We start from the raw sequence: 22,093 nt of genomic DNA, 5'->3' as shown, positions 1-22,093 counted from the left end.
GGATATATGCCGTCATCCCTAGCGTATATTCGGCTCGCGATGCTTCGGGCCTCATCGAACTATTGCGCTCAATCCCGCAGCCGCAGTTCGTCGGTCTGCATCTGCATCGATCCCAGCGTCTCGAGGAAGCTCATGCCGAGCAGGCTCTGGTCGAGCTTGCCTTCTTCGGCGACGGTCGCCTCGACATCGCGGCGCACGATCGGGCCGATGGCAACGGCGCCGAGCTCGACGGGGGCGGCTTTTGCCCGACCGTTCGCGGTGATCATGGTCATGGAATAGGTGAGGTTTTCCGGGATGATACCGACGCGCTCGGCGTCCTCGCGAGACAACGCAATGGAGCTGGCGCCGGTATCGACGAGCATGTCGATCGGCTGCCCGTTGATCATCACCTGGGCTTGAAAATGGCCATTCGAGAGCTTGTGGAGGATGACTTCCTGGCCGCCCTCGCTGGTGGTGACGACGACGGCATGTCCGGGCACGAGGCCAGCGAACAGCCGGCCGCCGACATCCTGGGCGTCGCGCCGATAAACATAGGCGGTCGCCAGCGCCATGATGATCACCAGCCAGATGAGCAGATTGCGCAGCGACTGGCTGGCGGTTTGGCGGCTTGCCCAGATTCCGGCGGCCATCATCAGGGAAAGAGGCAGCAGATAGACGATACGGGCAAAATCGTCATTGGGCAGGCCGAAGGTCGTGCCGCTATTATTGTTGAAGAGCAGGAACGCGAGACCTATGCCGATGATGGCGAGAGCGATGTTCAGGCGGTTCATACGGTGCTGCGCTCCCGCGCCAGTCGCTGGCGGCGGGTTTCCCGGCGCGGCTTGCGCTCTACGGTCGCGAGACGTTCCGGCAGGACCTGCATGATATCAAGGCGTTCGGCGTCGCTATAGGTCATCCATTCGCCGATTTCCTCGCGCGTGCGTCCGCAGCCGAAGCAAAAGCCGGTGTTCAGGTCGAGGGAACAGACAAGGATGCAAGGTGTTAGCATAAGGTCATATATCGATGCTTCATACGCACATGGCAAGGGTACAGAAAGCGGCGATCTCGCAAATCTGCTGCGCAGCGCCGATGGTGTCTCCGGTGTGACCGGAAAGCCGTTGACGCACGCGTCGAGTGAAGAGAAATGCCGCCGCGGCGGTGACGAGAAGGCAGAGGACAAAGGCTGGAAGCCTGAGGCTCGGCCAGAGCAGAAACGCCGAAAACACCAGCGCGGTGATCAATGCGATTTGCGTGGCGCCGTAGTCCGGTTTACCCGCCGAGGCGGCGACCCCGTCCGGCTTGGCCGCCGGCAGGGCATACCAGTGCCAGATCATGGCGCCGCGGCTGAGGACGGCGGCGGCCGGGAGAGTGAGCGCCGCGTCAAGCGGGGCGAGGCCGCGGCCGATGGCGGCAAGCGCTGAGGCGCGCAGCCCGAAGGACAGAATCAGCGCCACCGCGCCATAGGTGCCGATGCGGCTGTCCTTCATGATGGCAAGCGCCCGGTCGCGGTCCTTGCCGCCGCCAAGGCCATCGGCGGTATCGCTGAGGCCGTCCTCATGCAGCGCGCCGGTCGTGATCGTCTGGATGGCGAGCGCCAGGAGTGCCGCCATCAGCGGATCGGCATCGAAGGCCAGCAGCACGCCGAAAGCGATTGCGGCGGGCAGGGCGATCAGCAGGCCGGCGAAGGGGAAGGCACGCGCGACACGGGCAAGCGTGCCGCTATCGCCCTCGAAGAAGGACGCCGGCACGGGAATGCGGCTGAGGAAGGCTATGGCGCGCGTAATGTCGCCCATGTATTCCCGAATACTCATCCTCTCCCCGTTATTCCCGCGACAGCATCGGACGCTTTTTGCAGTTGTTCGCGCCCGTGCCGAAGACTAATAGAGTCGCACGCAAAAAACCTGATTTGAGACCAAAAGACAAGGAACGGCATTCATGAGCGTTACCGGCCTGCCATTCGACGATTTCCGCACGCTGCTGCGTGACCTCCCAGGCCCGGATCCCCGGGCGCTGGTGGCGGCGCGCGAGCGCGACGCGCAGCTCACCAAGCCGCCGGGCGCCCTTGGCCGCCTCGAGGAGATTGCCTTCTGGCTGGCGGCCTGGACCGGCCGTCCGCCTGCCGTCACTCGTCCGCTTGTCGCGATTTTTGCCGGCAATCATGGTGTTGCCAAACAGGGCATCACGCCGTTTCCGCCTTCGGTAACGCAGCAGATGGTGGAGAATTTCGCCGCCGGCGGTGCCGCCATCAACCAGATCTGCGTCACCTATGATCTCGGCCTGAAGGTGTTCGACCTGGCGCTCGATTATCCGACAGGAGACATTACCGAAGAGCCGGCGCTTTCCGAGCGCGATTGCGCCGCGACCATGGCCTTCGGCATGGAAGCGATCGCCGGCGGCACGGACCTGCTCTGCATCGGCGAAATGGGCATCGGTAACACCACGATCGCAGCCGCCATCAACTATGCGCTCTATGGCGGCACGGCGGCGGAGTGGGTTGGCCCCGGAACCGGTTCGGAGGGCGAGATGCTGAAGCGCAAGATCGCCGCTGTCGAAAAGGCCGTGGCGCTGCATCGCGAGCATCTCTCCGATCCGCTGGAGCTGCTGCGTCGCCTTGGCGGCCGCGAGATCGCCGCCATGGCCGGTGCCATTCTTGCCGCCCGCATGGAGCATATCCCCGTGATCATCGATGGCTATGTCGCAACCGCAGCCGCCTCGATCCTCAAGGCCGCCAATCCGACCGCCCTTGACCACTGCCTGATCGGGCATGTCTCGGCGGAGCCGGGGCATTTGAAGGCGATAGAGAAGCTCGGCAAGACGCCGCTCCTGGCGCTCGGCATGCGGCTCGGCGAAGGCACGGGCGCGGCACTGGCCGCTGGCATCGTCAAGGCCGCCGCCGCCTGCCATTCCGGCATGGCGACCTTCGAGAGTGCAGGCGTCACCAACAAACACTGACGGATAGAATCGCGAGGCGCGATGATTGCGTGCCTCGCCTCCCAAATTCCGACCGACTTTCGATTTACGTCATAAAGCTGTAACAAATTTTGGGGCCGACTCAGCCGTCGGCTTGCCTTGGGAATGGCGAGACTGTATTCGCAAGGCAGCTAAATTGCAGTCAGGACATTGCAAGCGGGGCAGGAATGGCCGAGTTTTCGAAATCAGCGGTAACCAAGGAAACGGGTATCCGACATTTTTTTGCCGCCGCCAGCTATTCGTGGGGCGGCTTCCAGCGCCTGCTGCAGGAATCGGCATTCCGGCAGGAGCTCTTGTTCGCGGCTGTTGGATTGATCCTGCTGATCGCCGTCGGTGCAACGCTTGGTGAAATCATGATTGCCATCGTGCTGTTTCTAGGTGTCTTCGCGGTTGAAGCCATGAATACCGCAGTCGAGGAAGTCATAGACCGGATTTCGCCGGAGATTTCCAATGTCGGCAAGCACGCGAAGGATCTCGGCTCCTTCGCCGTTCTTTGCATGCTGGTCGCGTCCGGCCTCTATCTGCTCTACACGATCGGCAGCCACCTGTTTTTCCGCTAAGCTTTTACGGATTAAGCGTCAGGCAAAGCTCTTCTTGCGGCGCTCGACCGACGGTGCATCCTCAATGGCCGGCAGGCTTTGCAATACGCGTTTGGCCGGCAGGATGGCGATAACCTCGGTGCCTTCGCGCAGCCTGGATTTCAGCATGAACTGACCATCATGCTTGGCAAGGATCGCCTGGACGATCGGCAGGCCGAGGCCCGTTCCCTGTTCCGCGCTTTTGATGGCGATCGAACCCTGACCGAAAGCGGACAGAACCACCGGTATTTCCTCTTCGGGAATGCCGGGGCCATTGTCTCTGATCGCCACATATTGCCCGCCACCGGAGGTCCAGCCAACTTTCACGGTGATCTCGCCGCCTTGTGGGGTGAACTTCACCGCATTCGACAGGAGATTGAGGATTACCTGTCGAATGGATTTTTCGTCGGCCCAGACGGAGGGAAGCTCAAGCTCGAGCTGCGGCGAGATGGAGATATTCTTGCCGCGCGCGCGCAACTGCACCATGCCGATGCAATCCTCCGCGACATCCAGTAGCGAGATCGCCTCTTCGTTCAGCTCGTATTTGCCGGCCTCGATGCGCGAGAGATCGAGGATCTCGTTGATGAGATTGAGCAGATGCTGCCCGGAGCGATGGATATCGGTGGTGTATTCGCGGTAGGTCGCGTTGTTGAGCGGTCCCATGACCTCCGCCGACATGACTTCGGAGAAGCCGAGGATAGCATTCAGAGGCGTCCTCAGCTCATGCGACATCGAGGCCAGGAAGCGCGATTTGGCGAGGTTGGCCTCTTCGGCGCGCCGGCGCGCCTCGTCCGACATGGATTTGGCGACCTCGAGCTCGGCGATCAGATCGTCCTTTTCCGACTGAAAGGAGAGGATTTTCAGATTGGACTGAAACATCCGCTTGGTGATGAAGGTGAAGAAGATGACGGCAACCGTGACGGCGGCGGCGAGCGTGATGTCGAGTGGATCGCGGGTCACGCTTGCCTTGACGGCAAGTGCGACGATTGCTGGGGCAAAGGCGAAGGGCACCGCGCGCGGCAGCATGAAATTCGCCATGGTGGTAATGCAGATCGCCACCAGCAGTGTCGCGCCCTTGTAGAGTACGAAACTGTCACCACCACAGGCGGAGCAGCCCTGCATGGCGAAGAACGCCCAGCAGAAGCCGATAAGCAACTGGCCCAATAGCAGAATCTGGCGCCATTTCTTGGCGCGCCCAACAGTCATCTCGTACTTTTTAGCACGGCGGCCAAGCAGCATGTTGATGGCATGCGCGGTTAAGGTCGGAATGGCCCAGATGAAGATCTGCGCGTCGCGAGTAAGATAGGCGCCGAGTGCCGCAACGATGATGACGAAGATCGGCATGATCGAGGCGCCCTGCAACAGGGTGTCGACATGCATCATCATCAGTTCGCGGTCAAAACTCCGGCTATGGCCGGATTGCAGGCGCTCGCGCGTCTGCCGCACGGCCTTCGACACAGCCCGGTTACGGTGACTGCGCGATCGGTCGACGACGATTTTATCTGTCGATGTACTGACGCCGTTACTCATGGTTGCGTTGAAACTTGGCTTGCTGGAGGCTACAGACTAACGGCCAAATCTTAAGAAGATGCTGCCCGAAATGTTTTGTTTGCCATCTTTGCCAAGGGTTTATTCGTGAAGGAGGCAAAAACGTGACGCGATCTGGCCGCCTGTTTCGTGACGGCTTAACCACATGCGCCCTGCTGGCGCTGCTTGCCTTGCTGGCGTTGAAGTTGAACAATCGTCCGGAACTGGTTCAAACTGGACAGTTTTATGTGGTCGACGGCGACACGCTCGCTCAAGGCAGCGAGCGTTTTCGGCTGCGCGGTATCGATGCGCCGGAGTATCGGCAGCAATGTCAGCGCAACAATGCAGGCTGGGCCTGCGGCGAGGAGGCACGCAGAGCCCTTGATCGGCTTATAAAGGCTGGTTCGCCCGAATGCCGGGGAAGTGAGAAGGATCGCTACGGCCGGCTGCTGGTGATCTGCAAGACTGGCGATGTCGATATCAACGCCGCTATGGTCCGCAGCGGCATGGCGGTGTCTTACGGCAATTATGCAGCCGAGGAGGCTCAGGCACGGGAAGTGAAGGCAGGGCTTTGGGCTGGCGAGTTCGAACGGCCGCGCGACTATCGGCGCGAGGAGCAGGTGGAGCATGCCTCCGGTGGCGATCCGCTTGGCGGACTGGCCGATTATCTGCGAAAGCTGGTGGGATGGGGTCAATGACGATGCCGGGCGATGAGTTGCAGGCACTCAGCGACGCAATCGCCCTCTGTCGTATCTGTCGCGACGCACCGATGCGCGGCGAGGCGGATAGACTGCCGCATCAGCCGAGACCGGTTGCCGTGCTGTCGGCGACGGCACGTATCCTGATCGCCGGGCAGGCGCCGGGGCTGCGCGTTCATGAAAGCGGCTTGCCGTTCAACGACGCGTCCGGCGATAGGTTACGGCAATGGCTGGGTGTCGATCGCGACAGTTTCTACAATCCCGATCACTTCGCCATCGTGCCGATGGGCTTCTGTTTTCCCGGCTATGACGCCGCCGGCAGCGACTTGCCGCCGCGCAAGGAATGCGCGCCGCTGTGGCGGCAGAAGGCTCTCAATGCGATGCCGCAGATTGAGCTTGTCCTGGCCATCGGGCAATATGCCCAGGCATGGCACCTCGGCGCGACGCGTATGGCGTCGATGACCGAAACGGTTTCGGAATGGAGGCGCTATCTTCTGACCAATCGGTCGCCGGCCGTTCTGCCGCTACCGCATCCAAGCTGGCGCAATAGCGGCTGGCTGAAACGCAACCCCTGGTTCGAGGCGGAGCTGCTGCCGGTGTTACAAGAACGTGTGAAAATCCTCGTTTCTTGAAACAAGTTTCTTTTCTTTCGTCAAAAACGCGCTATAGAGAGAATATAATTCGAAAGGATAGCCGAAATGGACCGTCTCGACCGCAAAATCCTGCGCTTGCTGCAGGAAGATTCCACTCTGGCCGTGGCCGATCTTGCCAAGAAGGTCGGGCTGTCGACGACACCATGCTGGCGCCGTATCCAGAAGATGGAAGAGGACGGTGTCATTCGCCGCCGCGTGGCGTTGCTCGACCCGGAAAAGGTCAACACCAAGGTTACTGTCTTCGTCTCGATTCGCACCAATAGTCACTCGATCGAATGGCTCAAGCGCTTTTCCGAGGTGATCGCCGACTTCCCGGAAGTGGTCGAGTTCTACCGCATGAGCGGCGATGTCGATTATCTGCTGCGCGTCGTCGTTCCCGACATCGCCGCCTATGATGCTTTCTACAAGCGCATGATCGCCAAGATCGAAATCCGCGACGTCTCCTCGGCCTTCGCGATGGAGCGGATCAAGTATTCGACGGAGTTGCCGCTGGATTACATGCTGCTGGATACCGCGAAGTCGCAAGAGGATTAAGCGCCACATTTGCAATGGCGCTTAATAAGGAGTGGTCGTTTTGGCGACTACTTCACTTCCTATCGAGCCGCGCCAACAGTGACGAGGTGTCCCAGCGGCTGCCGCCCATGGCCTGGACGTCGCCGTAGAATTGGTCGACGAGTGCCGTCAGCGGAAGCTTGGCCTCATTGCGGCGGGCTTCGGCCAGCACGATCCCGAGGTCCTTGCGCATCCAGTCGACGGCGAAGCCGAAGTCGTATTTTTCAGCGTTCATGGTCTTGTGGCGGTTCTCCATCTGCCACGAGCCGGCTGCACCCTTGGAAATGACATCCACGACCTTTTCGATGTCGAGGCCGGCCTGCTTGCCGAAATGGATGCCTTCGGCGAGGCCCTGGACGATGCCGGCGATGCAGATCTGGTTGATCATCTTGGTGAGCTGGCCCGCGCCGACCGTGCCCATCAGGCCGACCATACGGGCATAGGCGTCGATGACGGGCTTCGCCTTTTCGAACACGGCTTCATCGCCACCGCACATGACAGTCAGCACGCCATTCTCCGCGCCAGCCTGGCCGCCGGAGACGGGGGCGTCGATGAAGTCGACACCTTTTTCCTTGGCCGCAGCATGAAGTTCGCGAGCGACTTCAGCGCTTGCCGTGGTGTTGTCGATCAGGATCGCACCCGCCTTCATGCCCGCGAGCACGCCGTCCTTGCCGATTGTTACTGAGCGCAGATCGTCGTCATTGCCGACGCAGGTAAAGACGAAATCGGCGCCTTCGGCAGCCGCGGCGGGGGTGGAAGCAAACTTGCCGTCAAACTGCTTGGCCCAGGCTTCCGCCTTGGCGACGGTGCGGTTGTAGACGGTGACGTCGTGACCGCCCTTGGTCTTCAAATACCCTGCCATGGGATACCCCATGACGCCCATGCCGATGAAAGCGACCTTTGCCATTCGCGAAACTCCCTTACGAATTTTGACTGAAGGCTTAGCGGAAAGGCGATGGAGACGGAAGACCGATTTGTCGGCGAACTTGTCTCGGTTTCATTCGTCTTGGAAGATAATTCCGCATATTCCTTGTTTGTCGAAATCGAATTTCGATGCAATCGCGGAAATTCACAATATCAGATGTCGATATAATCCATGGATTTGCAATTCTTAGGGCATCAATAGCAATGCCGGTGGCAACGGGATACGTCTCGATCCGGTGGGGAAAGGACTTTTCATGATCTCGCGCAGACAGACACTCAGCCTTCTCGGCGCTACCGCCGCCGCCCTGGCGCTGCCTTCCATACGGCCGGCGCGCGCTGCCGCTGCAACCACCCTTCGTATAGGCTGGCAGAAGAACGGTGTACTGGCGCTGGCCAAACGCAAGGGCTCGCTGGAAAAGCTGCTCGCCGGTCGCGGCATCTCTGTCGAATGGTCCGAGTTCACCTCCGGCCCTCCGCTTTTGGAAGCATTGGGTGCCGGTGCGCTCGATTTCGGAGCGACTGGCGATGTGCCTCCGCTTTTCGCGCAGGCCGCTAACGGAAATCTGCTTTATGTGGGACAATATTCCGGAAGCCCTGATGGCTCGGCCATTCTGGTGCGCAAGGATTCGCCAATCCAGACGCTAGCGGACCTCAAGGGCAAGAAATTGGCCTTCAAGCGCGGGTCCAGCGCCCATAACGTTGCCGTAAAGGCGCTTACCAAGGGTGGCCTGACGGTGAACGATGTCCAGGCGCTCGATCTCGCGCCGCCGGATGCTTCCGCAGCCTTCAAGACCGGCGCGATCGATGCCTGGTCAATCTGGGATCCCTATCTCGCCATCGCCGAGGCCGATCCGGATACCCGCATCCTGGCAACGGCGCGTGGCCTGCTCGATTCCTACAGCTATTTCCTGGGTAATGCCGATTTCACCAAGGACAATGCACAGGTTGTCGTTGATGTGCTCGATGAGCTCGCCAAGGTCGGTACCGCGGCGCAGGCCAATCTTGACGATACCGTCGCCGCCCTTTCGGAGATCACCGGCGTGCCGGCCAATATTACGCGGGTGACACTGACGCGCCCCGACTTCAATCTCGGTGCCGTCTCGACCATCAACGACGCAGCCATTGCCTATCAGCAGGGACTGGCGGACGCGTTTTACGACCTCGGGATCGTTCCGAAGAAGCTTACCATCACCGATATCGTCTGGCGGCCGAAAGCGAGCTGAGCAACGATCGTCGTAATCGATGTGGCCGCGCTCGAAACATGACGGGCGCGGCTGGTATCGCGGAAAAATATTCCGCGAGATGGCCAACAATAGAAAATCTGCATTGTCGATATAATCGGTAGTCTATGCCACTATCCCTCGGAAGACCCAAGGGACATGCTCCCGATGATACGCGCCCAGAAGACAGGGAAACACCATGACCAAGACCGCCAAACCCATCGACTTCCTGTGGTTCATTCCGACCTCCGGCGACGGCACCTATCTTGGGTCGACCGATCTCAACCGCGGGCCAGAAATCGGCTATCTCACGCAGATCGCTCAGGCTGTCGATCGGCTCGGTTACTCCGGCGTGCTGCTGCCGACGGGCGTTTCCTGCGAGGAGTCTTTCATCACCGCCGCCGCCCTGTCGGCACACACACAGAAGCTGAAGTTCCTGGTGGCGATCCGTCCTGGCACGGCATCACCCGCCTATTATGCCCGACTCGCCTCGACGCTCGATCGCGTTTCGAATGGACGCGTGCTGCTCAACATCGTGGTTGGCGGCAGCCCGGCGGAACTGGCGGGCGACGGTATTCATCTCGAGCATGACGAGCGTTATGCCCATGCCGACGAGTTCTTCACCGTCTGGGAAGAGCTTATGGAGAAGGGCTCCTCGACATTCGAGGGCAAGTATATCCAGGCGACCAACGCAAGGCTCGGACTGCCGCCGGTGCAGTCGCCGCGCCCGCCGCTCTATTTCGGCGGTTCCTCGGATGCCGGCATCGATTTCTCGGTCGGCCGCGTCGACAAGTATCTGACCTGGGGCGAGCCGCCGGCTCAGGTGGCCGAGAAGGTCGAGAAGGTCCGCGCCGCCGCCGCCAAGAAGGGCCGTGAAGTCAGCTTCGGCATCCGCCTGCATTTCATCGTCCGCGAGACGGACGAAGAGGCATGGGCAGCAGCCGACCGGCTGATCTCCAAGCTCGATGACCAGACGATCCGTGAAGCACAGGAGCAGTTCGTCAACCAGTCCGACTCCGTTGGCCAGAAGCGCATGGCAGCCCTTCACGGCGGTCGTCGCGACAAGCTCGAAGTTTCGCCGAACCTCTGGGCTGGCGTTGGCCTCGTCCGCGCCGGGGCCGGTACGGCGCTCGTCGGTTCGCCGCAGACTGTTGCCGCAAGGCTGCGCGAATATCAGGACATCGGCATCGAAACGGTGATCGGTTCCGGCTATCCGCATCTGGAAGAGGCCTATCGTGTCGCGGAACTGCTGTTCCCGGAAATCGGGCTCTCCCGCGAGGAACAGCGAGCCGGTTTCCGCAACGAATTCGGCGCAAAGCAGATCTTCGCCGGTGGCAGCCATGGCGGCAATCTGAAAGTCGTTTCCGGCTCTTAACGCGAACAATTCAGGGAGATCCTCATGTCGGCATTCGACACGTCCTTCGTCCGCGTTGCCGTGCAAAGCCGGGCTCGCTCGGCCAAGCCGGCGCGGCCGGCAATCTCCCTGGAGCGGTTTTTGCCTTTCCTATTACCTATCGTCATCATAGCGATCTGGCAGTTCGGCTGTTCGGTTGGGTGGATATCCACCCGCATCATGCCGTCGCCGGCGGCCGTCGTATTGGCCTTCTGGCAGACGACGATCTCCGGGCAATTGCCGCATAATATCCTCGTCAGCGCCGGTCGCGCCTTTGCCGGCCTGCTGGTGGGCGGCTCGATAGGCTTCCTGCTCGGCATCGCCAATGGCGTGTCGCGGCTGTCGGAGAAGCTGACCGATACGACGCTGCAGATGCTGCGCACCATTCCGCATCTGGCCATGGTGCCGCTGGTCATCCTCTGGTTTGGGATCGGCGAGGAATCGAAGCTGTTCCTGACGGCGCTCGGCGTGCTCTTCCCGATCTATCTCAACACCTATCACGGCGTTCGCAATGTCGATCGCGGCCTGATCGAGATGGGCCGGGTCTATGGCATGAGCAACTGGACGCTGTTCAAGAAGGTGATCTTCCCCGGCGCTCTGCCGTCGATCCTCGTCGGCCTGCGCTTCGCGCTCGGCATCATGTGGCTGACGCTGATCGTGGCGGAATCGATCGCCGCATCCTCGGGTATCGGCTATATGGCCAATAATGCCCGCGAATTCGGCATGACCGATGTCGTGGTGCTGACGCTGGTGATCTACGCCGTGCTTGGCAAACTCGCCGATGTCGTTGCCCGGGCGCTGGAGCGCAGGGCCTTGCGCTGGAACCCGGCCTATCAGAATTGAGGAGATATCCATGACCGCCACCGCATTGGAACGCGTTCATCAAGGCTCCTCCGGGAGTGTGCCGTTGCAGACGGGTGCCGCCGCCATCCACATCAAGGGCCTGGAAAAGAGCTTCGACAATAATCGCGTGCTGCGCGGCATCGATCTCGATATTCCCGCCGGCCAGTTCGTCGCCGTCATCGGCAAGAGTGGTTGCGGCAAGAGCACGCTGCTGCGCATCCTGATGGGGCTGGATGAGCCGACCGCTGGACATCTCCGTTTCGAGACGACCGAAGCGAATGATGCAGCGCCGAACGCCCGCATCGTCTTTCAGGAACCGCGATTGCTGCCCTGGCTCTCCGTTGCCGACAATGTCGCCGTTGGTCTCGGCGAAGGATTGCCGCAGCAGGTGATACGGTCCGAGACTGCGGCCGTGCTTTCCGAGGTGCAGCTGGCGGAAAAGGCCGGAGAATGGCCGTCGCGGCTTTCCGGTGGCCAGCGGCAGCGCGTGGCACTTGCTCGCGCGCTGGTAAGCAAGCCCGGCGTCCTGGCGCTGGACGAGCCGCTTGGCGCGCTGGACGCGCTCACCCGCATCAGCATGCAGGAGTTGCTGAACCGCGTCTGGCGCGAACTTGGCTTCACCGCCGTGCTCGTGACGCATGATGTCAGCGAAGCCGTGCATCTGGCCGATCGCGTCGTGGTGCTGGATGAAGGGCGGATCGTGCTCGATCTCGCCGTTCCCCATCCGCACCCCCGCCGCCATGGCAATCCGGCGCTGGCCGAACTTGAAGGGCAGTTGCTGGCCGCTATCCTCGGGGATGCCAAGGCAGGCTAATTCGGCCTGGCCTCATTGCCTGCGACATGGAGCGGTCGGCGACGTGAGCGCCCACGGTATGCTTAAGCGTTCGGCTGCTCCCGGCGGAACTGGGCCGGCAAATTTTCGTAATAGGGATAATAATGGAAGTAGGGCATTGCCTCTTGCAGCACCCGCGCGAAGGAAGGGCGGTTGAGCAGGCGTTGGTAATATTGCTTTAGCCGAACATGCTGATCGCCGAAAGACACCAGCGTTTCGGCGTAGAACAGCGCGGGAGCGGCGGCGCAATCTGCCATGGTGAAGGCGTCGCCGACAATCCAGCGTTTGCCGTCCAATTGCTGTTCGATCATCCCGTATGCGGTGCGCAGGAGTGCCTCTGCCTCCGCCACGGCCTGCGGATCACACTGACCTTCCGGTCGCCGCTTGTCGGCGACGATCTTCTGCATCGGTTCCTGAACATAGTGATCGAAGAAGCGGTCCCAGAGCCGGACGCAGAGTGCATCGGTTGGATCGGGCGGCAACAGTGGCACCGGACCGGGATAATGCCGGTCGAGATATTCGATGATGACACTGGTCTCGGGAACCGTGCTGTCGAGTGTCTCGTCGCGCAGGACGGGAAATTTGCCGATCGGCCAGAGCCGCAGCAATGAGGCACGCGACTCCTCGTTGCCGAGATCGATGATCCGGCTTTCGAAGGGCGTGCCATTCTCATAGAGCGCGATCAGCACCTTATGACAAAAAGAGGCGAGGGGATGCTGATAGAGGATGAGCGACATGCGGCAACCTTTCCTGCATCGAGGTTTTGCACCGAAACCTGACCGAATGGCCAAGTAACGAATGTCCTCGCGAAGGAATAATTATCCGATTGGATAATTATTCCAACCCCCTTGCCGGATCACCTCACTCAGCGACGAGGCGTGCGATGATCAGATGGCCCGGTGTCGGCTGGCCGTCTTGCATGCGGACATTGATATCGGTGATTTCGACCAGCTCGAAACCGGTGGCCGTCAGCCGTTCGCGCACGTAGCTTTCCGAATGGGCGAACCGCTGATGCGGGCCGACCATATAGGGGCGGCCGGCAAGCGCGCTCTCTGGTAGGGTCTCGGAGGAAAAGATGAAGAGGCCGCCGGGCGTCATGTTTTCAGCGGCGCCGAAAAAGAGCGGTTCCAGCGCGCCGAGATAGGGCAGGACGTCGGTGGCGGTGATCAGGTCGAAAGGCTCCTCGTCATTGTCGTCGAGGAAATCCTCGACTTCGGCAACGAACAGCGTTTCGTAGAGGTCTTTCTCGTGGGCGACTTCGACCATGTTCTCGGAAATGTCGATGCCGGTAATGTCCTCGACAATGTCGCGCAGCGTGCCGCCGGTCAGTCCGGTGCCGCAGCCGAGATCGAGCATGCGCTTGAACGGGCCGAGACCGAGCGCCTGAAGCCGCTGGCGCACGAGAACCGGAACGTGATAACCGAGCTGCTCGACGAGCACGTCTTCGAAGACTTCGGCATGCTGATCGAACAGGGTTTCGACATAGGCGTCCGGCGCCTTCACCGGCGTTTCGCCGTGACCCATCGAGGCGATGCGCACTGCCGCGCCGCCATGATCCTCGGGATCGATCGCCAGCACTTGCTGGTAGGCCTTGACGGCGGCGTCGATATCGCCGGCCTTTTCCAGCGCGAGCGCGCGGTTATAGGCTTCCGCCAGCGCGTCTTCGTCGATCTTCTTCTTAGCCATGGGACACCAGCCTTTCCGTTCGTCAGGCAGGCATTAAGGCGCTTCCTTGGCTTTTGCAAATGGTTTGGGGCTTTTGCAAATGGTTTGGCAACCAGCGCTAGTGCAGGATGAGCTCTCCCTTCAGCGCGCGCCATTCCGTCGCCGAAATCAGCTTGCGGTGGACATAGCGCACCGAATGCAGCGGTCCGTCCAGTTTCTCTTGCCAGAACTTCAGGAAGCCGCGCATCTCGGGAAAGTTCGGGGCGAGATCATAGTCCTGCCAGACATAGGTCTGCAGAAATTGAGGATGATCGGGCAGGCGATAGAGGATCTGCGCCGTCGTCAACCCGTAGCCTTGCAACTGCTTTTGCATGTCGTCGTGCATGAGGTCTCTCTTTCTGTTCCCATTGTCTTGTTGAGACTCGCGGGTACGAAAATGGAAACAGCTCATGATAGGCTTAAATGTTATAAAAGCGTTATAAAAAGAGTTTTCTACACATAAATCAATATGATAGCAGCCTTGCATGGTGAGTGCTGCCAAGGGCGCAGACGGCGCAACGCGGCGCCATCCGCGACAGGATCATCGCTTCAAGTGGCGCGTCAGATAGGCTTCCATGCGAGCCCAGCCGTTACGCATGACTTCGACGATCGAAAGATAGAAAATCGCCGCCCAGAGATAGGTTTGGTAATCGTAGGTCTGGGAGAAGGCATGGCGTGTCTGCCCCATCAGATCGTAGACGGTGATGATCGATACGACCGCCGAACTTTTGATTAGCAGAATGATCTCGTTGCCATAGGGACGGAGCGCCACGATCAAGGCTTGCGGCATGATGACCTTGTAGAAGGTCACAAGCTTGTGGAGGCCGAGCGAAGCGGCGGCCTCGCTCTGGCCGCGATGAACGCTCTGGATAGCGCCGCGTACGATCTCCGTCTGATAGGCTGCCGTGTTCAGCGTGATGGCAAACAGGCCACAATAATAGGGGTCGCGGAAAAACCACCAGAGACCAATACTCTGTAGGAAGCTTCGGCCCTCAGGGAAACCGTAGTAGACCATGTAGATCTGTGCCAGCAGCGGCGTGCCGCGGAAGAGGTATACATAACAATAGGTTAATCCCTGCAGGACTCTGTTCTCTGACATTCTGGCGAGCGCAAGCGGAATTGAAAGTATCGCTCCGAAGATGAAGGAAAACCCGACCAGTTTCACAGTAATCCAGAGGCCATCCAGATAGGCTGGGCCAAACTTGAAGAACTTTGCGTTATCCCAATTGGTGATCATCATGGTGATCAACGCGATGCCGAGCAGCGCCCAGATGAACAGGAATATATAACCGACAATGCGGGATTTGGAGACGCGCTTCATTGTCTCCGGCGGCGCCGGCTGTGCCGGGATCAGAGCTTCAGCGTAACTCATCGGCGAAACTCCGCACGTTTTGCCCAGCGGTCGAGATAGGACAAACCTGCCGAGGAGATGATGGCGAGCACCAGGTAGAGGGCGCAGGCGACCGAATAAAAGAAGAATGGTTCCTTCGCGGAGCGCACGGCAAGCTGTGTTTGGCGGATGACATCGGTCAGTCCGATGATGGAAACATAGGACGTGTCCTTCAGCAGGTTCATCCAGAGGTTCCCGAGGTTGGGGAGCGAAATGCGGATCAGCTGCGGCAGGATGATGAGACGCATTGTGCGGACGCGGTGGAAACCGAGGGCATCGCCTGCCTCATACTGCCCTTTGGGAATAGCCCTGAAGGCCGATAGCAGCACTTCCGAACAATAGGCTGAAAAGACGATCGAAAGGGCGATCATGCCGGCAACAAAGGCATTGATCTCGACCGGTCCGTCGTAGCCGACATATGCGAGCGCCGTTTGCAGCAGGATCTGCATGCCGTAGTAGATGATGAAGAGGGTCAGAAGCTCCGGCAGGCCGCGGAAGATGGTGGTGAACACGCCGGCGGCTAGCCGCAGCGACCTTTCCTCGGATTGCTGCGCCAGTGCGACCAGGAAGCCGACGATCAGGCCGAGAGGCAATGTCAGGACGGCCACCGTTATTGTGACCCTGAGGCCACCGGCGATCTCGTCGCCCCAACCGGTATCGCCGCAAGCGATGACGGTGTTCTGGCCGAACAGGGTGAAAAGTCCGACCGGGCCGCACAGCGGATCGAAGATATTACTCAGCCAAGCCCATAGAGAACCCAGCGCGGAAAACAATCCGCCCATACTCAACTTCCCCTCACGGCTTTTGCCGCGTTTCTCTTATTTATGTAGGAGTTGTCAAACAAAAACGGCGGAAGGGCAAGCTTCCGCCGTCATCTTTTCCCAAGGAATCGACAGGCAATTAGTCGCCGTAGACGTCGAAGTCGAAATACTTGTCCTGGATCTTCTTGTAGGTGCCGTCGGCGCGGATAGCGGTAATGGCGGCGTTGAACTTGTCCTTGAGCGCGGTGTCACCCTTGCGAAGGCCGATGCCAGCGCCGATACCGTTGATCTCCGGATCGATCTTCAGCGTGCCGAGCAATTTGCAGCAACTGCCGGCGTCGGACTTGACCCATTCTGAGAGAACCACGACGTCGTCGATGACGGCATCGATACGGCCGTTGGAAAGGTCGAGCTTGTATTCATCCGGCGACGGATAGAGCTTGAGTTCGGCGTCCTTCAGGTGCGCCGTGGCGTAGTTGGCGTGCGTGGTCGAGGATTGCGCGCCGATGCTCTTGCCCTTCAGGGCCTCATCGGTGGTGTCGGCGATGGTCGAATCCTTCGGCACGGCGATGGCCGGAGGCGTGTTGTAGTATTTGTTGGTGAAGTCGATGGTCTTTTGACGTTCCGGCGTGATCGACATGGACGAGACGATGGCGTCGAACTTCTTGGCCTGGAGCGCCGGGATGATGCCGTCGAAATCCTGGTTCACGAAGGTGCACTTGATCTTCATCTGATCGCAAAGCGCATTTGCTATATCGATGTCGAAGCCGACGATCTTGCCCGAGGCATCAAGCGATTCGTACGGCGGGTAGGTGGCGTCCGTGCCGATGACGATCGAATCGCCGGCTGCGAGCGCGGCGCCGGCGAAAAGCGACATCGCTGCCAGCGATGCTGCAGCGAAAAGACGAGTGGAGATGCGCATTTTGATCCTCTCTGTTGGCGACCGGCAGCTCTTTTTCTTGATTGGCGACCGGCCAGAATGGAGCGGGCCAAGGGCCTGCCTTGGTAAGATAATCATATTTTTTTTTCGCAAATTGCAACTGGAATTACGAAGTGCTTCCGCACTGCACACTGTCTTCAAAGTGCGTGGCATGGCTTCATAAACTGAATGAAAGCCGTCTGGCGTATTCAGCTAGGGTTAATTCAGCCCTCCTAATAGTGCCGGAACAATACGCCCCCTTGCCGCGATTCAACCCTACGAAGAACGAAAATCGGCCGGGATTATGAGACATCGCCTCTGCGGCTTGCATCCGCAACCCGGCGGATAATGACGATAAAATAAGAGGAGACCCCATCCATGGGAAAGCGATCCAGACTATTTGCCAGTGCTGCATTCCCGCTGCTTTCGCTGTCGCTTGTATTTGAGCCGGTGGCCGCCGCGGCGCTGCGAGACCAGACCATCATGCCGCTGAGCAACGATGCCGGCGGGTCGGTTGCCGGCAATGGTGGAGCAAGTTTCGAAGTTGCCCAGGAGCAGCCTCAGGGCGGCCAGTCCGAGGAAGAGCTGCGCAAGCACAAGAAGCCGGGTGAAGCCGAACAGGGCGAGCCGCAAGGCCAGAAGCATGAGGCAGCGCCCGCGCAGCAAGGCGGAGCTGAACCACAGCACAAGGCGAAGGAGGCTGCGCCCGAAGCGGCACCGCAACCACAGAAGCATCAGCAGGAAGCGCCGCAGCCGAAGGCCGCCGAGCCGCAGGCTGCTCCGAAACAACAACATGAGCAGCCCGCAGAGAAGCCGCCTGCACAGAAGCCGCAGGCTCAGCCGAAAGCTGAACAGCCGCAGGCTCAGCCTGAAGCTAAGCCGCAGCCGAAGGCCGTAGAACCACAGGCTCAAGAACCGAGCCAGCCGGCACAGAAGCCGCATAAGCAACCAGCCGAGCAGCAGCCCGCGGCTGAGCCGGAAGCAAAGCCGCAGCCAAAGGCCGCACCTGAGACGCAGCAGCAAGGCCAGCCCGAGCAAAAGCAGCACCAGAAGCCGCAAGGCCAGCCAGCCGAGCCGGCACAGCAGCAGACAGCACCTGCCAAGCAGCTGGCACCGGCCGCGCAGCAGCCTCAGGCTCAGCCGGAGACTGAAACTCAGCCCGCGCAAAAACCGCATCAGAAACCGCAGGTCCAGCCTGCCGAGTCAGCGCCACAACAGAAGGCACCGGCGCAGCAGCCGGCCGAACAACAGCCGGCCCCGGCCGTGCAACAGCCTCAGAGCCAAAAGGCCCAGCCTGAAACACAGGTGGCACCCGGTAGCCAGCAGGGACAGAAGCCCGGCGGTGACAAGACGCACGGCAAGCCGCAGCAGGGCCAGCAAGGTGAGCAGCAGCCCGCAGGCAATGCCCAGCAGCCCGCACCGAAGGGTGAGCCGCAAGGTCAGCAGGGCCAACAGCCAAATCAGGCAGCTCCGCAAACCGGCAAGCAACCGCAGCCCACCAATGAAACCGGTGCTCCCGCACAGGGCACAGCCACGCCTGCACCCGCCAACGGAACAGCGCAGCCCAACGGCGTAGCGCAGCCGGGTGTCCAGACGGAGGTTCCCGCTAGCGCACCGGTGTCGCCGCAAGAACTGGAGCGCCGCAAGAAGATCGCGGAAAATCCTGCCGAGAGCAAAGGCCCGGTCATCCTGCCGGTGCAGAACGGCGCTGCCGTGCTGGATAGCGACAAGGATGCGGCCCGTCGTGGACATCGCCAGGGCGGCCAGAACCCCGGCGGTCGTGGTCAAGCAGGGCAGCAGGGCCAGGCAGGCCAAGCTCCGGCAGGCCAGGGCCAAGCGGGTCAGGGCCAGGCCGTGCAAGGGCAAAATGCCCAGACACCGCCGCCGGCCGCCTACACCAAGCCGCCGACCTCCGATGCCGAGGCACAGCGCGCAACGGGTGGCCAGCAACAGCCGCCTGTGAAGATGGAAGCCGTGACCAGCGAGCAGGGCCGCCGGATGGATGGCCGGCCGAATTTTACGGCTCCGGGAGGAACGACCGTCCAGACTATCGTCAATCAGGACAACCGTACCATCGTGAATGTCGACAACAATTATGTTGTTCGCCATGACGATACCGAACGCTTTGTCCGCGGCGGCGAGCGCCCGACCTACGAACAGCTTCCGCGGGACCGCTATCGCGAAACCATCGACCAGCCGGACGGCGACCGCATCATCACCGTGCGCAACCGGTATGGCGATATCATCCAGCGGTCGCGCGTCAATGCGGACGGCCGCGAATATGTGCTGTTCTATTCACCGGAGCTCGAACAGCAGCCGGATCACGACGACTATTTCCGCGATCCCGGCGACAGCCTGCCGCCGATGCGCCTGCTCATCCCGCTGAGCCAGTACATCATCGACACCGGAAGCGAGCGTGACTCGGACTATTACGACTTCCTGCGCGAGCCGCCGGTCGAGCCCGTCGAGCGCATCTATTCGGTCAATGAAGTGCGCTATTCCGCCCGTATCCGTGACAAGGTGCGCCGTATCGATCTCGATACGATCACCTTCGCGACGGGTAGCGCGGAAATCCCGATGTCGCAGGCGAGCACGCTGCGCGGCGTCGCCGACGCCATTGGCCAGATCGTCAAGAAGGATCCGACAGAGACCTTCATGATCGAAGGTCACACGGATGCCGTCGGATCTCCGGAGAGCAACCTGATCCTTTCCGACCAACGGGCGGAATCGGTCGCCAAGGTGCTGAGCGATGTCTACGGTGTTCCGCCGGAAAACCTGGTGACCCAGGGCTATGGCGAGCAATATCTGAAGGTGAATACGCAGGGACCTGAGCAGGAAAACCGCCGCGTCACCATCCGCCGTATCACGGCGCTGGTGCGTCCGGTCGCTTCCAACCGATAAGGTTATTCTGCCTTATGCATTCGAAGGCCGTCGGGTAACCGGCGGCCTTTGTTATTTGGCAGGATCGCCAAGCCCGACGGTTGCCGCGATAAAATCAGCGATCGTCATGGTGTCGTTTAGATCGAAGACGGTCAGCGCGCCGGCATTCTCGACCGGATGATCAGCGGCGATGGCGATGATATGCGGGTCTTGCGGCGCTAGCGGCTCGTTCTTGGCAGCCTCCAACCGACGTGCTTCGATCTTCGGGATCGGTTCGCGCTTGTAACCCTCGATCAGTACGAGGTCGCAGGGCGCAATCCGGGCGAGGATTTCTTCGAAGCTTGGCTCCGGAGCGCCGCGCAATTCGTGCATGATGGCGTAGCGCGTGCCGGAGACGATGGTGACTTCATGCGCCCCGGCTTCGCGATGGCGAAAGCTGTCGGCACCGACCTTGTCGATGTCAAAGTCATGATGGGCATGCTTGATGGTCGAGATCTTGTAACCGCGACGGGTGAATTCTGTGACCAGACGCACCGCGAGGCCGGTCTTGCCGGAGTTCTTCCAGCCGGCGATGCCGAAGATTTTTGGGCGCGGGTTTGTCATGGGTTCTCCTCCAGTGCCGCGAGCCATCTTTCCGCGTCGATGAGGTCGTCCGGCGTGTTGATGTTGAAGAAGGGATCGAGGCCGCCGATCGGCGTTTTTACTGTCGGAAAATCCACCGTCCGGACGGTGTGACGCGCCAGGAAATCTCGGACGCGGCGCTTCTCATCCGCGAGAAGCCAGGATTCGAGATCGTCGGCGACGGAGACGGGCCAGAGGCCGAAGACGGGGTGATCGCGGCCGAGCGATGCGGCGACTGCGATTTCATCCCGGCCTTCGATCGGCTCCGCCAGCCGGGCAACCAGATCGATCGGGAAAAACGGGCTGTCGATCGGCACCGTGACGATATGGGAGGCCTGGGGGTAATGTGTCGCGGCGTGGCGCATGCCGGTCAGTATGCCGGCGAGGGGGCCAAGCTTGCCCGGAACAATATCGGGAACCAACGGCAGTCCTTCCGTATCCGGCCAGTCGACATCGGCGTTGAGCGCAACCGGTATTGTTTGCCCTTGCCCGATCCGTGTCGCGATCCGCGTCAGGAGTCTTTCGTTGCTGAGCAAAGCGAATGCCTTGTTCGCACCCATGCGGCTGGAACGCCCTCCAGCAAGCAGGAAGGGCGGGATTTCGGTGGGATCTGCGATGAAGCCGGGCATGCTGGCGATCTCAGGCGGGCACACGCGGCTCTGATTCCTGGGCGATAGGCTGGGCCGCTTGCCGCTTTCTCTCCCGATAGAATGTATAGATGCCGGAAGCGATGACAATGGCGGCGCCGATGAAGGTCCAGGCATCCGGCACCTCGCCGAAGAAAAGCAGGCCGAGCAGCGCCGACCAGATCAGGCTTATATAACGAAACGGCGCGACAAAGGAGATTTCGCCGGTGCGCATCGCCAGAATGGTCGCCTGATAGCCGATCAGCACCAGGACCGATGCCAGCAGGATATGCGAGAACGAGGTGAGGCTGACCGGCTGCCAACCGCCGAGCGGCGCTGTCAACAGAGCACCGAAGATCGAAATCGAAATTGCGGTGCACACCGTTACCATCAGCGACGGTACGTCCTTGCTGATGCATCGCGTGGCCAGATCGCGTGCAACGGTGGCAAACATGCAGGCAATGGAGAGCAGGGCGGCCGTTGTAAACCCTTGGGGATCAGGGCGTACGATGATTAGTACGCCGGCGAAACCGACGATGATTGCCGCGCAGCGCCGCCAGCCGATGGGTTCCTTGAGGAACAGCGCGGCTCCAAGCGTGACGGCGAGCGGCACCGCCTGCTGAATGGCCGAGGCATTGGCGATCGGCATCATTCCAAGCGCGGTGATATAGGTTCCCGCCGCGATTGCCTCGCAGGCGATGCGCAATGCGATCATCGGCTGCAGGATGACTTTCCACGAACGCAGGGCACCCATATGTCGGGCGATCAGGTAGACAACGATGCTGGTGAAGAGCCCGCGGATAAAAATGATCTCGCCGGCATTCATCACCGAGATGACTGATTTGGACAGGGCGTCGCTACAGGCGAAACCCGCCATCGATGCGGCCATGTAAAGGGCGCCTTGCGTATTCTTGGTCCGCGGCATGAAACGATTCCCTGGATATATCAGTTTGACCTACTGTGCTTTTCGTCAAATTGGAATCGCTCATAGTCTATTGGTGGCGGAATTCGATTGTGCGTTGC

General features: G+C 60.4%; 24 protein-coding genes. 10 read left to right on the top strand and 14 right to left on the bottom strand.

Annotated features, from left to right (window positions below; genetic code table 11):
* Nucleotides 1–68: 68 nt before the first annotated feature.
* From EX00_RS06595 to EX00_RS06585, 3 genes are read right to left on the bottom strand one after another with little or no spacing between them, the layout of a single operon-like run.
* Nucleotides 69–770: a TIGR02281 family clan AA aspartic protease gene (locus tag EX00_RS06595; RefSeq protein ID WP_047455312.1), complete on the bottom strand. Its 702-nt coding sequence runs from the start codon at nucleotides 768–770 to the stop codon at nucleotides 69–71.
* Nucleotides 767–988 (bottom strand): DUF1289 domain-containing protein, encoded by a 222-nt coding sequence (locus EX00_RS06590; RefSeq protein WP_047455310.1) that lies wholly within the window; start codon nucleotides 986–988, stop codon nucleotides 767–769. Before EX00_RS06590 ends, EX00_RS06595 begins: the two co-directional genes overlap by 4 nt.
* Nucleotides 989–1,007: 19 nt before the next feature.
* The gene (locus EX00_RS06585; protein WP_047455309.1) at nucleotides 1,008–1,790 is read right to left on the bottom strand and encodes an adenosylcobinamide-GDP ribazoletransferase; all 783 of its coding nucleotides are present in this window, start codon (nucleotides 1,788–1,790) and stop codon (nucleotides 1,008–1,010) included.
* Between the two features lie 124 nt (nucleotides 1,791–1,914).
* Here EX00_RS06585 and cobT point away from each other — a divergent pair, with 124 nt between their 5' ends.
* A complete protein-coding gene (cobT, locus tag EX00_RS06580; protein WP_047455306.1) occupies nucleotides 1,915–2,931 on the top strand; it encodes a nicotinate-nucleotide--dimethylbenzimidazole phosphoribosyltransferase in 1,017 nt (338 codons plus the stop codon).
* Nucleotides 2,932–3,116: 185 nt separating this feature from the next.
* Nucleotides 3,117–3,509, top strand: coding sequence for a diacylglycerol kinase (locus tag EX00_RS06575; RefSeq protein ID WP_047455304.1), 393 nt, complete (start codon nucleotides 3,117–3,119; stop codon nucleotides 3,507–3,509).
* Nucleotides 3,510–3,527: 18 nt separating this feature from the next.
* Here the strand turns inward: EX00_RS06575 and EX00_RS06570 are convergent, their stop codons facing one another.
* Nucleotides 3,528–5,057: a sensor histidine kinase gene (locus EX00_RS06570; RefSeq protein ID WP_047455302.1), complete on the bottom strand. Its 1,530-nt coding sequence runs from the start codon at nucleotides 5,055–5,057 to the stop codon at nucleotides 3,528–3,530.
* Between the two features lie 122 nt (nucleotides 5,058–5,179).
* Between EX00_RS06570 and EX00_RS06565 the strand changes: the two genes are divergently transcribed.
* From EX00_RS06565 to EX00_RS06555, 3 genes are all read left to right on the top strand, one after another.
* Nucleotides 5,180–5,752, top strand: coding sequence for a thermonuclease family protein (locus EX00_RS06565; RefSeq protein ID WP_047455300.1), 573 nt, complete (start codon nucleotides 5,180–5,182; stop codon nucleotides 5,750–5,752).
* Between the two features lie 2 nt (nucleotides 5,753–5,754).
* Nucleotides 5,755–6,384, top strand: coding sequence for a uracil-DNA glycosylase family protein (locus EX00_RS06560; protein WP_404944013.1), 630 nt, complete (start codon nucleotides 5,755–5,757; stop codon nucleotides 6,382–6,384).
* 66 nt (nucleotides 6,385–6,450) lie between these two features.
* Nucleotides 6,451–6,939 carry an Lrp/AsnC family transcriptional regulator gene (locus EX00_RS06555; RefSeq protein ID WP_007696539.1) on the top strand — a complete coding sequence of 163 codons (489 nt, stop codon included), beginning with the start codon at nucleotides 6,451–6,453 and terminating at the stop codon, nucleotides 6,937–6,939.
* Between the two features lie 52 nt (nucleotides 6,940–6,991).
* On the opposite strand, the gene EX00_RS06550 is transcribed toward EX00_RS06555, so the two are convergent.
* A complete protein-coding gene (locus EX00_RS06550) occupies nucleotides 6,992–7,864 on the bottom strand; it encodes an NAD(P)-dependent oxidoreductase (protein WP_047455294.1) in 873 nt (290 codons plus the stop codon).
* A 271-nt stretch (nucleotides 7,865–8,135) separates the two neighbouring features.
* Here EX00_RS06550 and EX00_RS06545 point away from each other — a divergent pair, with 271 nt between their 5' ends.
* The 4 genes from EX00_RS06545 (at nucleotide 8,136) to EX00_RS06530 (ending at nucleotide 12,151) form a co-directional block, all read left to right on the top strand.
* Nucleotides 8,136–9,104 (top strand): aliphatic sulfonate ABC transporter substrate-binding protein, encoded by a 969-nt coding sequence (locus EX00_RS06545; protein WP_047455291.1) that lies wholly within the window; start codon nucleotides 8,136–8,138, stop codon nucleotides 9,102–9,104.
* 196 nt (nucleotides 9,105–9,300) lie between these two features.
* The gene (ssuD, locus tag EX00_RS06540) at nucleotides 9,301–10,476 is read left to right on the top strand and encodes an FMNH2-dependent alkanesulfonate monooxygenase (protein WP_047455289.1); all 1,176 of its coding nucleotides are present in this window, start codon (nucleotides 9,301–9,303) and stop codon (nucleotides 10,474–10,476) included.
* 24 nt (nucleotides 10,477–10,500) lie between these two features.
* Nucleotides 10,501–11,337: an aliphatic sulfonate ABC transporter permease SsuC gene (ssuC, locus tag EX00_RS06535; RefSeq protein WP_047455287.1), complete on the top strand. Its 837-nt coding sequence runs from the start codon at nucleotides 10,501–10,503 to the stop codon at nucleotides 11,335–11,337.
* A 10-nt stretch (nucleotides 11,338–11,347) separates the two neighbouring features.
* Complete coding sequence (locus EX00_RS06530) at nucleotides 11,348–12,151, top strand: ABC transporter ATP-binding protein (protein ID WP_047455285.1); 804 nt, start codon at nucleotides 11,348–11,350, stop codon at nucleotides 12,149–12,151.
* Between the two features lie 62 nt (nucleotides 12,152–12,213).
* Here EX00_RS06530 and EX00_RS06525 read toward each other — a convergent pair whose 3' ends face one another.
* From EX00_RS06525 to EX00_RS06500, 6 genes are all read right to left on the bottom strand, one after another.
* Complete coding sequence (locus EX00_RS06525) at nucleotides 12,214–12,906, bottom strand: glutathione S-transferase family protein (RefSeq protein WP_047455283.1); 693 nt, start codon at nucleotides 12,904–12,906, stop codon at nucleotides 12,214–12,216.
* A 124-nt stretch (nucleotides 12,907–13,030) separates the two neighbouring features.
* Nucleotides 13,031–13,855, bottom strand: coding sequence for a class I SAM-dependent methyltransferase (locus EX00_RS06520; RefSeq protein WP_047455281.1), 825 nt, complete (start codon nucleotides 13,853–13,855; stop codon nucleotides 13,031–13,033).
* 97 nt (nucleotides 13,856–13,952) lie between these two features.
* Entirely contained in the window at nucleotides 13,953–14,219 is a 267-nt protein-coding gene (locus EX00_RS06515; protein ID WP_047455279.1) for an usg protein, read from the bottom strand.
* 195 nt (nucleotides 14,220–14,414) lie between these two features.
* On the bottom strand, nucleotides 14,415–15,245 hold the full coding sequence (locus EX00_RS06510; protein WP_047455277.1) for an ABC transporter permease: 831 nt from the start codon (nucleotides 15,243–15,245) through the stop codon (nucleotides 14,415–14,417).
* Complete coding sequence (locus EX00_RS06505) at nucleotides 15,242–16,045, bottom strand: ABC transporter permease (protein WP_047455275.1); 804 nt, start codon at nucleotides 16,043–16,045, stop codon at nucleotides 15,242–15,244. Before EX00_RS06505 ends, EX00_RS06510 begins: the two co-directional genes overlap by 4 nt.
* 118 nt (nucleotides 16,046–16,163) lie before the next feature.
* Nucleotides 16,164–16,946 (bottom strand): ABC transporter substrate-binding protein, encoded by a 783-nt coding sequence (locus EX00_RS06500; protein ID WP_047455273.1) that lies wholly within the window; start codon nucleotides 16,944–16,946, stop codon nucleotides 16,164–16,166.
* A gap of 375 nt (nucleotides 16,947–17,321) precedes the next feature.
* Between EX00_RS06500 and EX00_RS06490 the strand changes: the two genes are divergently transcribed.
* On the top strand, nucleotides 17,322–19,844 hold the full coding sequence (locus EX00_RS06490) for an OmpA family protein (protein ID WP_047455270.1): 2,523 nt from the start codon (nucleotides 17,322–17,324) through the stop codon (nucleotides 19,842–19,844).
* Nucleotides 19,845–19,895: 51 nt separating this feature from the next.
* Here the strand turns inward: EX00_RS06490 and mobB are convergent, their stop codons facing one another.
* From mobB to EX00_RS06475, 3 genes are read right to left on the bottom strand one after another with little or no spacing between them, the layout of a single operon-like run.
* Nucleotides 19,896–20,426, bottom strand: coding sequence for a molybdopterin-guanine dinucleotide biosynthesis protein B (gene mobB / locus EX00_RS06485; RefSeq protein ID WP_047455268.1), 531 nt, complete (start codon nucleotides 20,424–20,426; stop codon nucleotides 19,896–19,898).
* On the bottom strand, nucleotides 20,423–21,073 hold the full coding sequence (gene mobA / locus EX00_RS06480) for a molybdenum cofactor guanylyltransferase MobA (protein ID WP_047457513.1): 651 nt from the start codon (nucleotides 21,071–21,073) through the stop codon (nucleotides 20,423–20,425). Before mobA ends, mobB begins: the two co-directional genes overlap by 4 nt.
* A gap of 10 nt (nucleotides 21,074–21,083) precedes the next feature.
* Nucleotides 21,084–21,995 carry a DMT family transporter gene (locus EX00_RS06475; RefSeq protein WP_047455266.1) on the bottom strand — a complete coding sequence of 304 codons (912 nt, stop codon included), beginning with the start codon at nucleotides 21,993–21,995 and terminating at the stop codon, nucleotides 21,084–21,086.
* Nucleotides 21,996–22,093: the final 98 nt, after the last annotated feature.

This window comes from Martinezella rhizogenes (assembly GCF_000799715.1).
GTDB lineage: Bacteria > Pseudomonadota > Alphaproteobacteria > Rhizobiales > Rhizobiaceae > Rhizobium > Rhizobium rhizogenes_C.
Note: the sequence above shows the minus strand (reverse complement) of the source record. Positions and strands in the feature narration are given on the sequence as shown.

Bases quoted from the DNA above. Each gene is read 5' to 3' on its own strand.
- EX00_RS06595 (WP_047455312.1), bottom strand. From the start codon at position 770: ATGAACCGCCTGAACATCGCTCTCGCCATCATCGGCATAGGTCTCGCG.
- EX00_RS06590 (WP_047455310.1), bottom strand. From the start codon at position 988: ATGCTAACACCTTGCATCCTTGTCTGTTCCCTCGACCTGAACACCGGC.
- EX00_RS06585 (WP_047455309.1), bottom strand. From the start codon at position 1,790: ATGAGTATTCGGGAATACATGGGCGACATTACGCGCGCCATAGCCTTC.
- cobT (WP_047455306.1), top strand. From the start codon at position 1,915: ATGAGCGTTACCGGCCTGCCATTCGACGATTTCCGCACGCTGCTGCGT.
- EX00_RS06575 (WP_047455304.1), top strand. From the start codon at position 3,117: ATGGCCGAGTTTTCGAAATCAGCGGTAACCAAGGAAACGGGTATCCGA.
- EX00_RS06570 (WP_047455302.1), bottom strand. From the start codon at position 5,057: ATGAGTAACGGCGTCAGTACATCGACAGATAAAATCGTCGTCGACCGA.
- EX00_RS06560 (WP_404944013.1), top strand. From the start codon at position 5,755: ATGCCGGGCGATGAGTTGCAGGCACTCAGCGACGCAATCGCCCTCTGT.
- EX00_RS06555 (WP_007696539.1), top strand. From the start codon at position 6,451: ATGGACCGTCTCGACCGCAAAATCCTGCGCTTGCTGCAGGAAGATTCC.
- EX00_RS06550 (WP_047455294.1), bottom strand. From the start codon at position 7,864: ATGGCAAAGGTCGCTTTCATCGGCATGGGCGTCATGGGGTATCCCATG.
- EX00_RS06545 (WP_047455291.1), top strand. From the start codon at position 8,136: ATGATCTCGCGCAGACAGACACTCAGCCTTCTCGGCGCTACCGCCGCC.
- ssuD (WP_047455289.1), top strand. From the start codon at position 9,301: ATGACCAAGACCGCCAAACCCATCGACTTCCTGTGGTTCATTCCGACC.
- ssuC (WP_047455287.1), top strand. From the start codon at position 10,501: ATGTCGGCATTCGACACGTCCTTCGTCCGCGTTGCCGTGCAAAGCCGG.
- EX00_RS06530 (WP_047455285.1), top strand. From the start codon at position 11,348: ATGACCGCCACCGCATTGGAACGCGTTCATCAAGGCTCCTCCGGGAGT.
- EX00_RS06525 (WP_047455283.1), bottom strand. From the start codon at position 12,906: ATGTCGCTCATCCTCTATCAGCATCCCCTCGCCTCTTTTTGTCATAAG.
- EX00_RS06520 (WP_047455281.1), bottom strand. From the start codon at position 13,855: ATGGCTAAGAAGAAGATCGACGAAGACGCGCTGGCGGAAGCCTATAAC.
- EX00_RS06515 (WP_047455279.1), bottom strand. From the start codon at position 14,219: ATGCACGACGACATGCAAAAGCAGTTGCAAGGCTACGGGTTGACGACG.
- EX00_RS06510 (WP_047455277.1), bottom strand. From the start codon at position 15,245: ATGAGTTACGCTGAAGCTCTGATCCCGGCACAGCCGGCGCCGCCGGAG.
- EX00_RS06505 (WP_047455275.1), bottom strand. From the start codon at position 16,045: ATGGGCGGATTGTTTTCCGCGCTGGGTTCTCTATGGGCTTGGCTGAGT.
- EX00_RS06500 (WP_047455273.1), bottom strand. From the start codon at position 16,946: ATGCGCATCTCCACTCGTCTTTTCGCTGCAGCATCGCTGGCAGCGATG.
- EX00_RS06490 (WP_047455270.1), top strand. From the start codon at position 17,322: ATGGGAAAGCGATCCAGACTATTTGCCAGTGCTGCATTCCCGCTGCTT.
- mobB (WP_047455268.1), bottom strand. From the start codon at position 20,426: ATGACAAACCCGCGCCCAAAAATCTTCGGCATCGCCGGCTGGAAGAAC.
- mobA (WP_047457513.1), bottom strand. From the start codon at position 21,073: ATGCCCGGCTTCATCGCAGATCCCACCGAAATCCCGCCCTTCCTGCTT.
- EX00_RS06475 (WP_047455266.1), bottom strand. From the start codon at position 21,995: ATGCCGCGGACCAAGAATACGCAAGGCGCCCTTTACATGGCCGCATCG.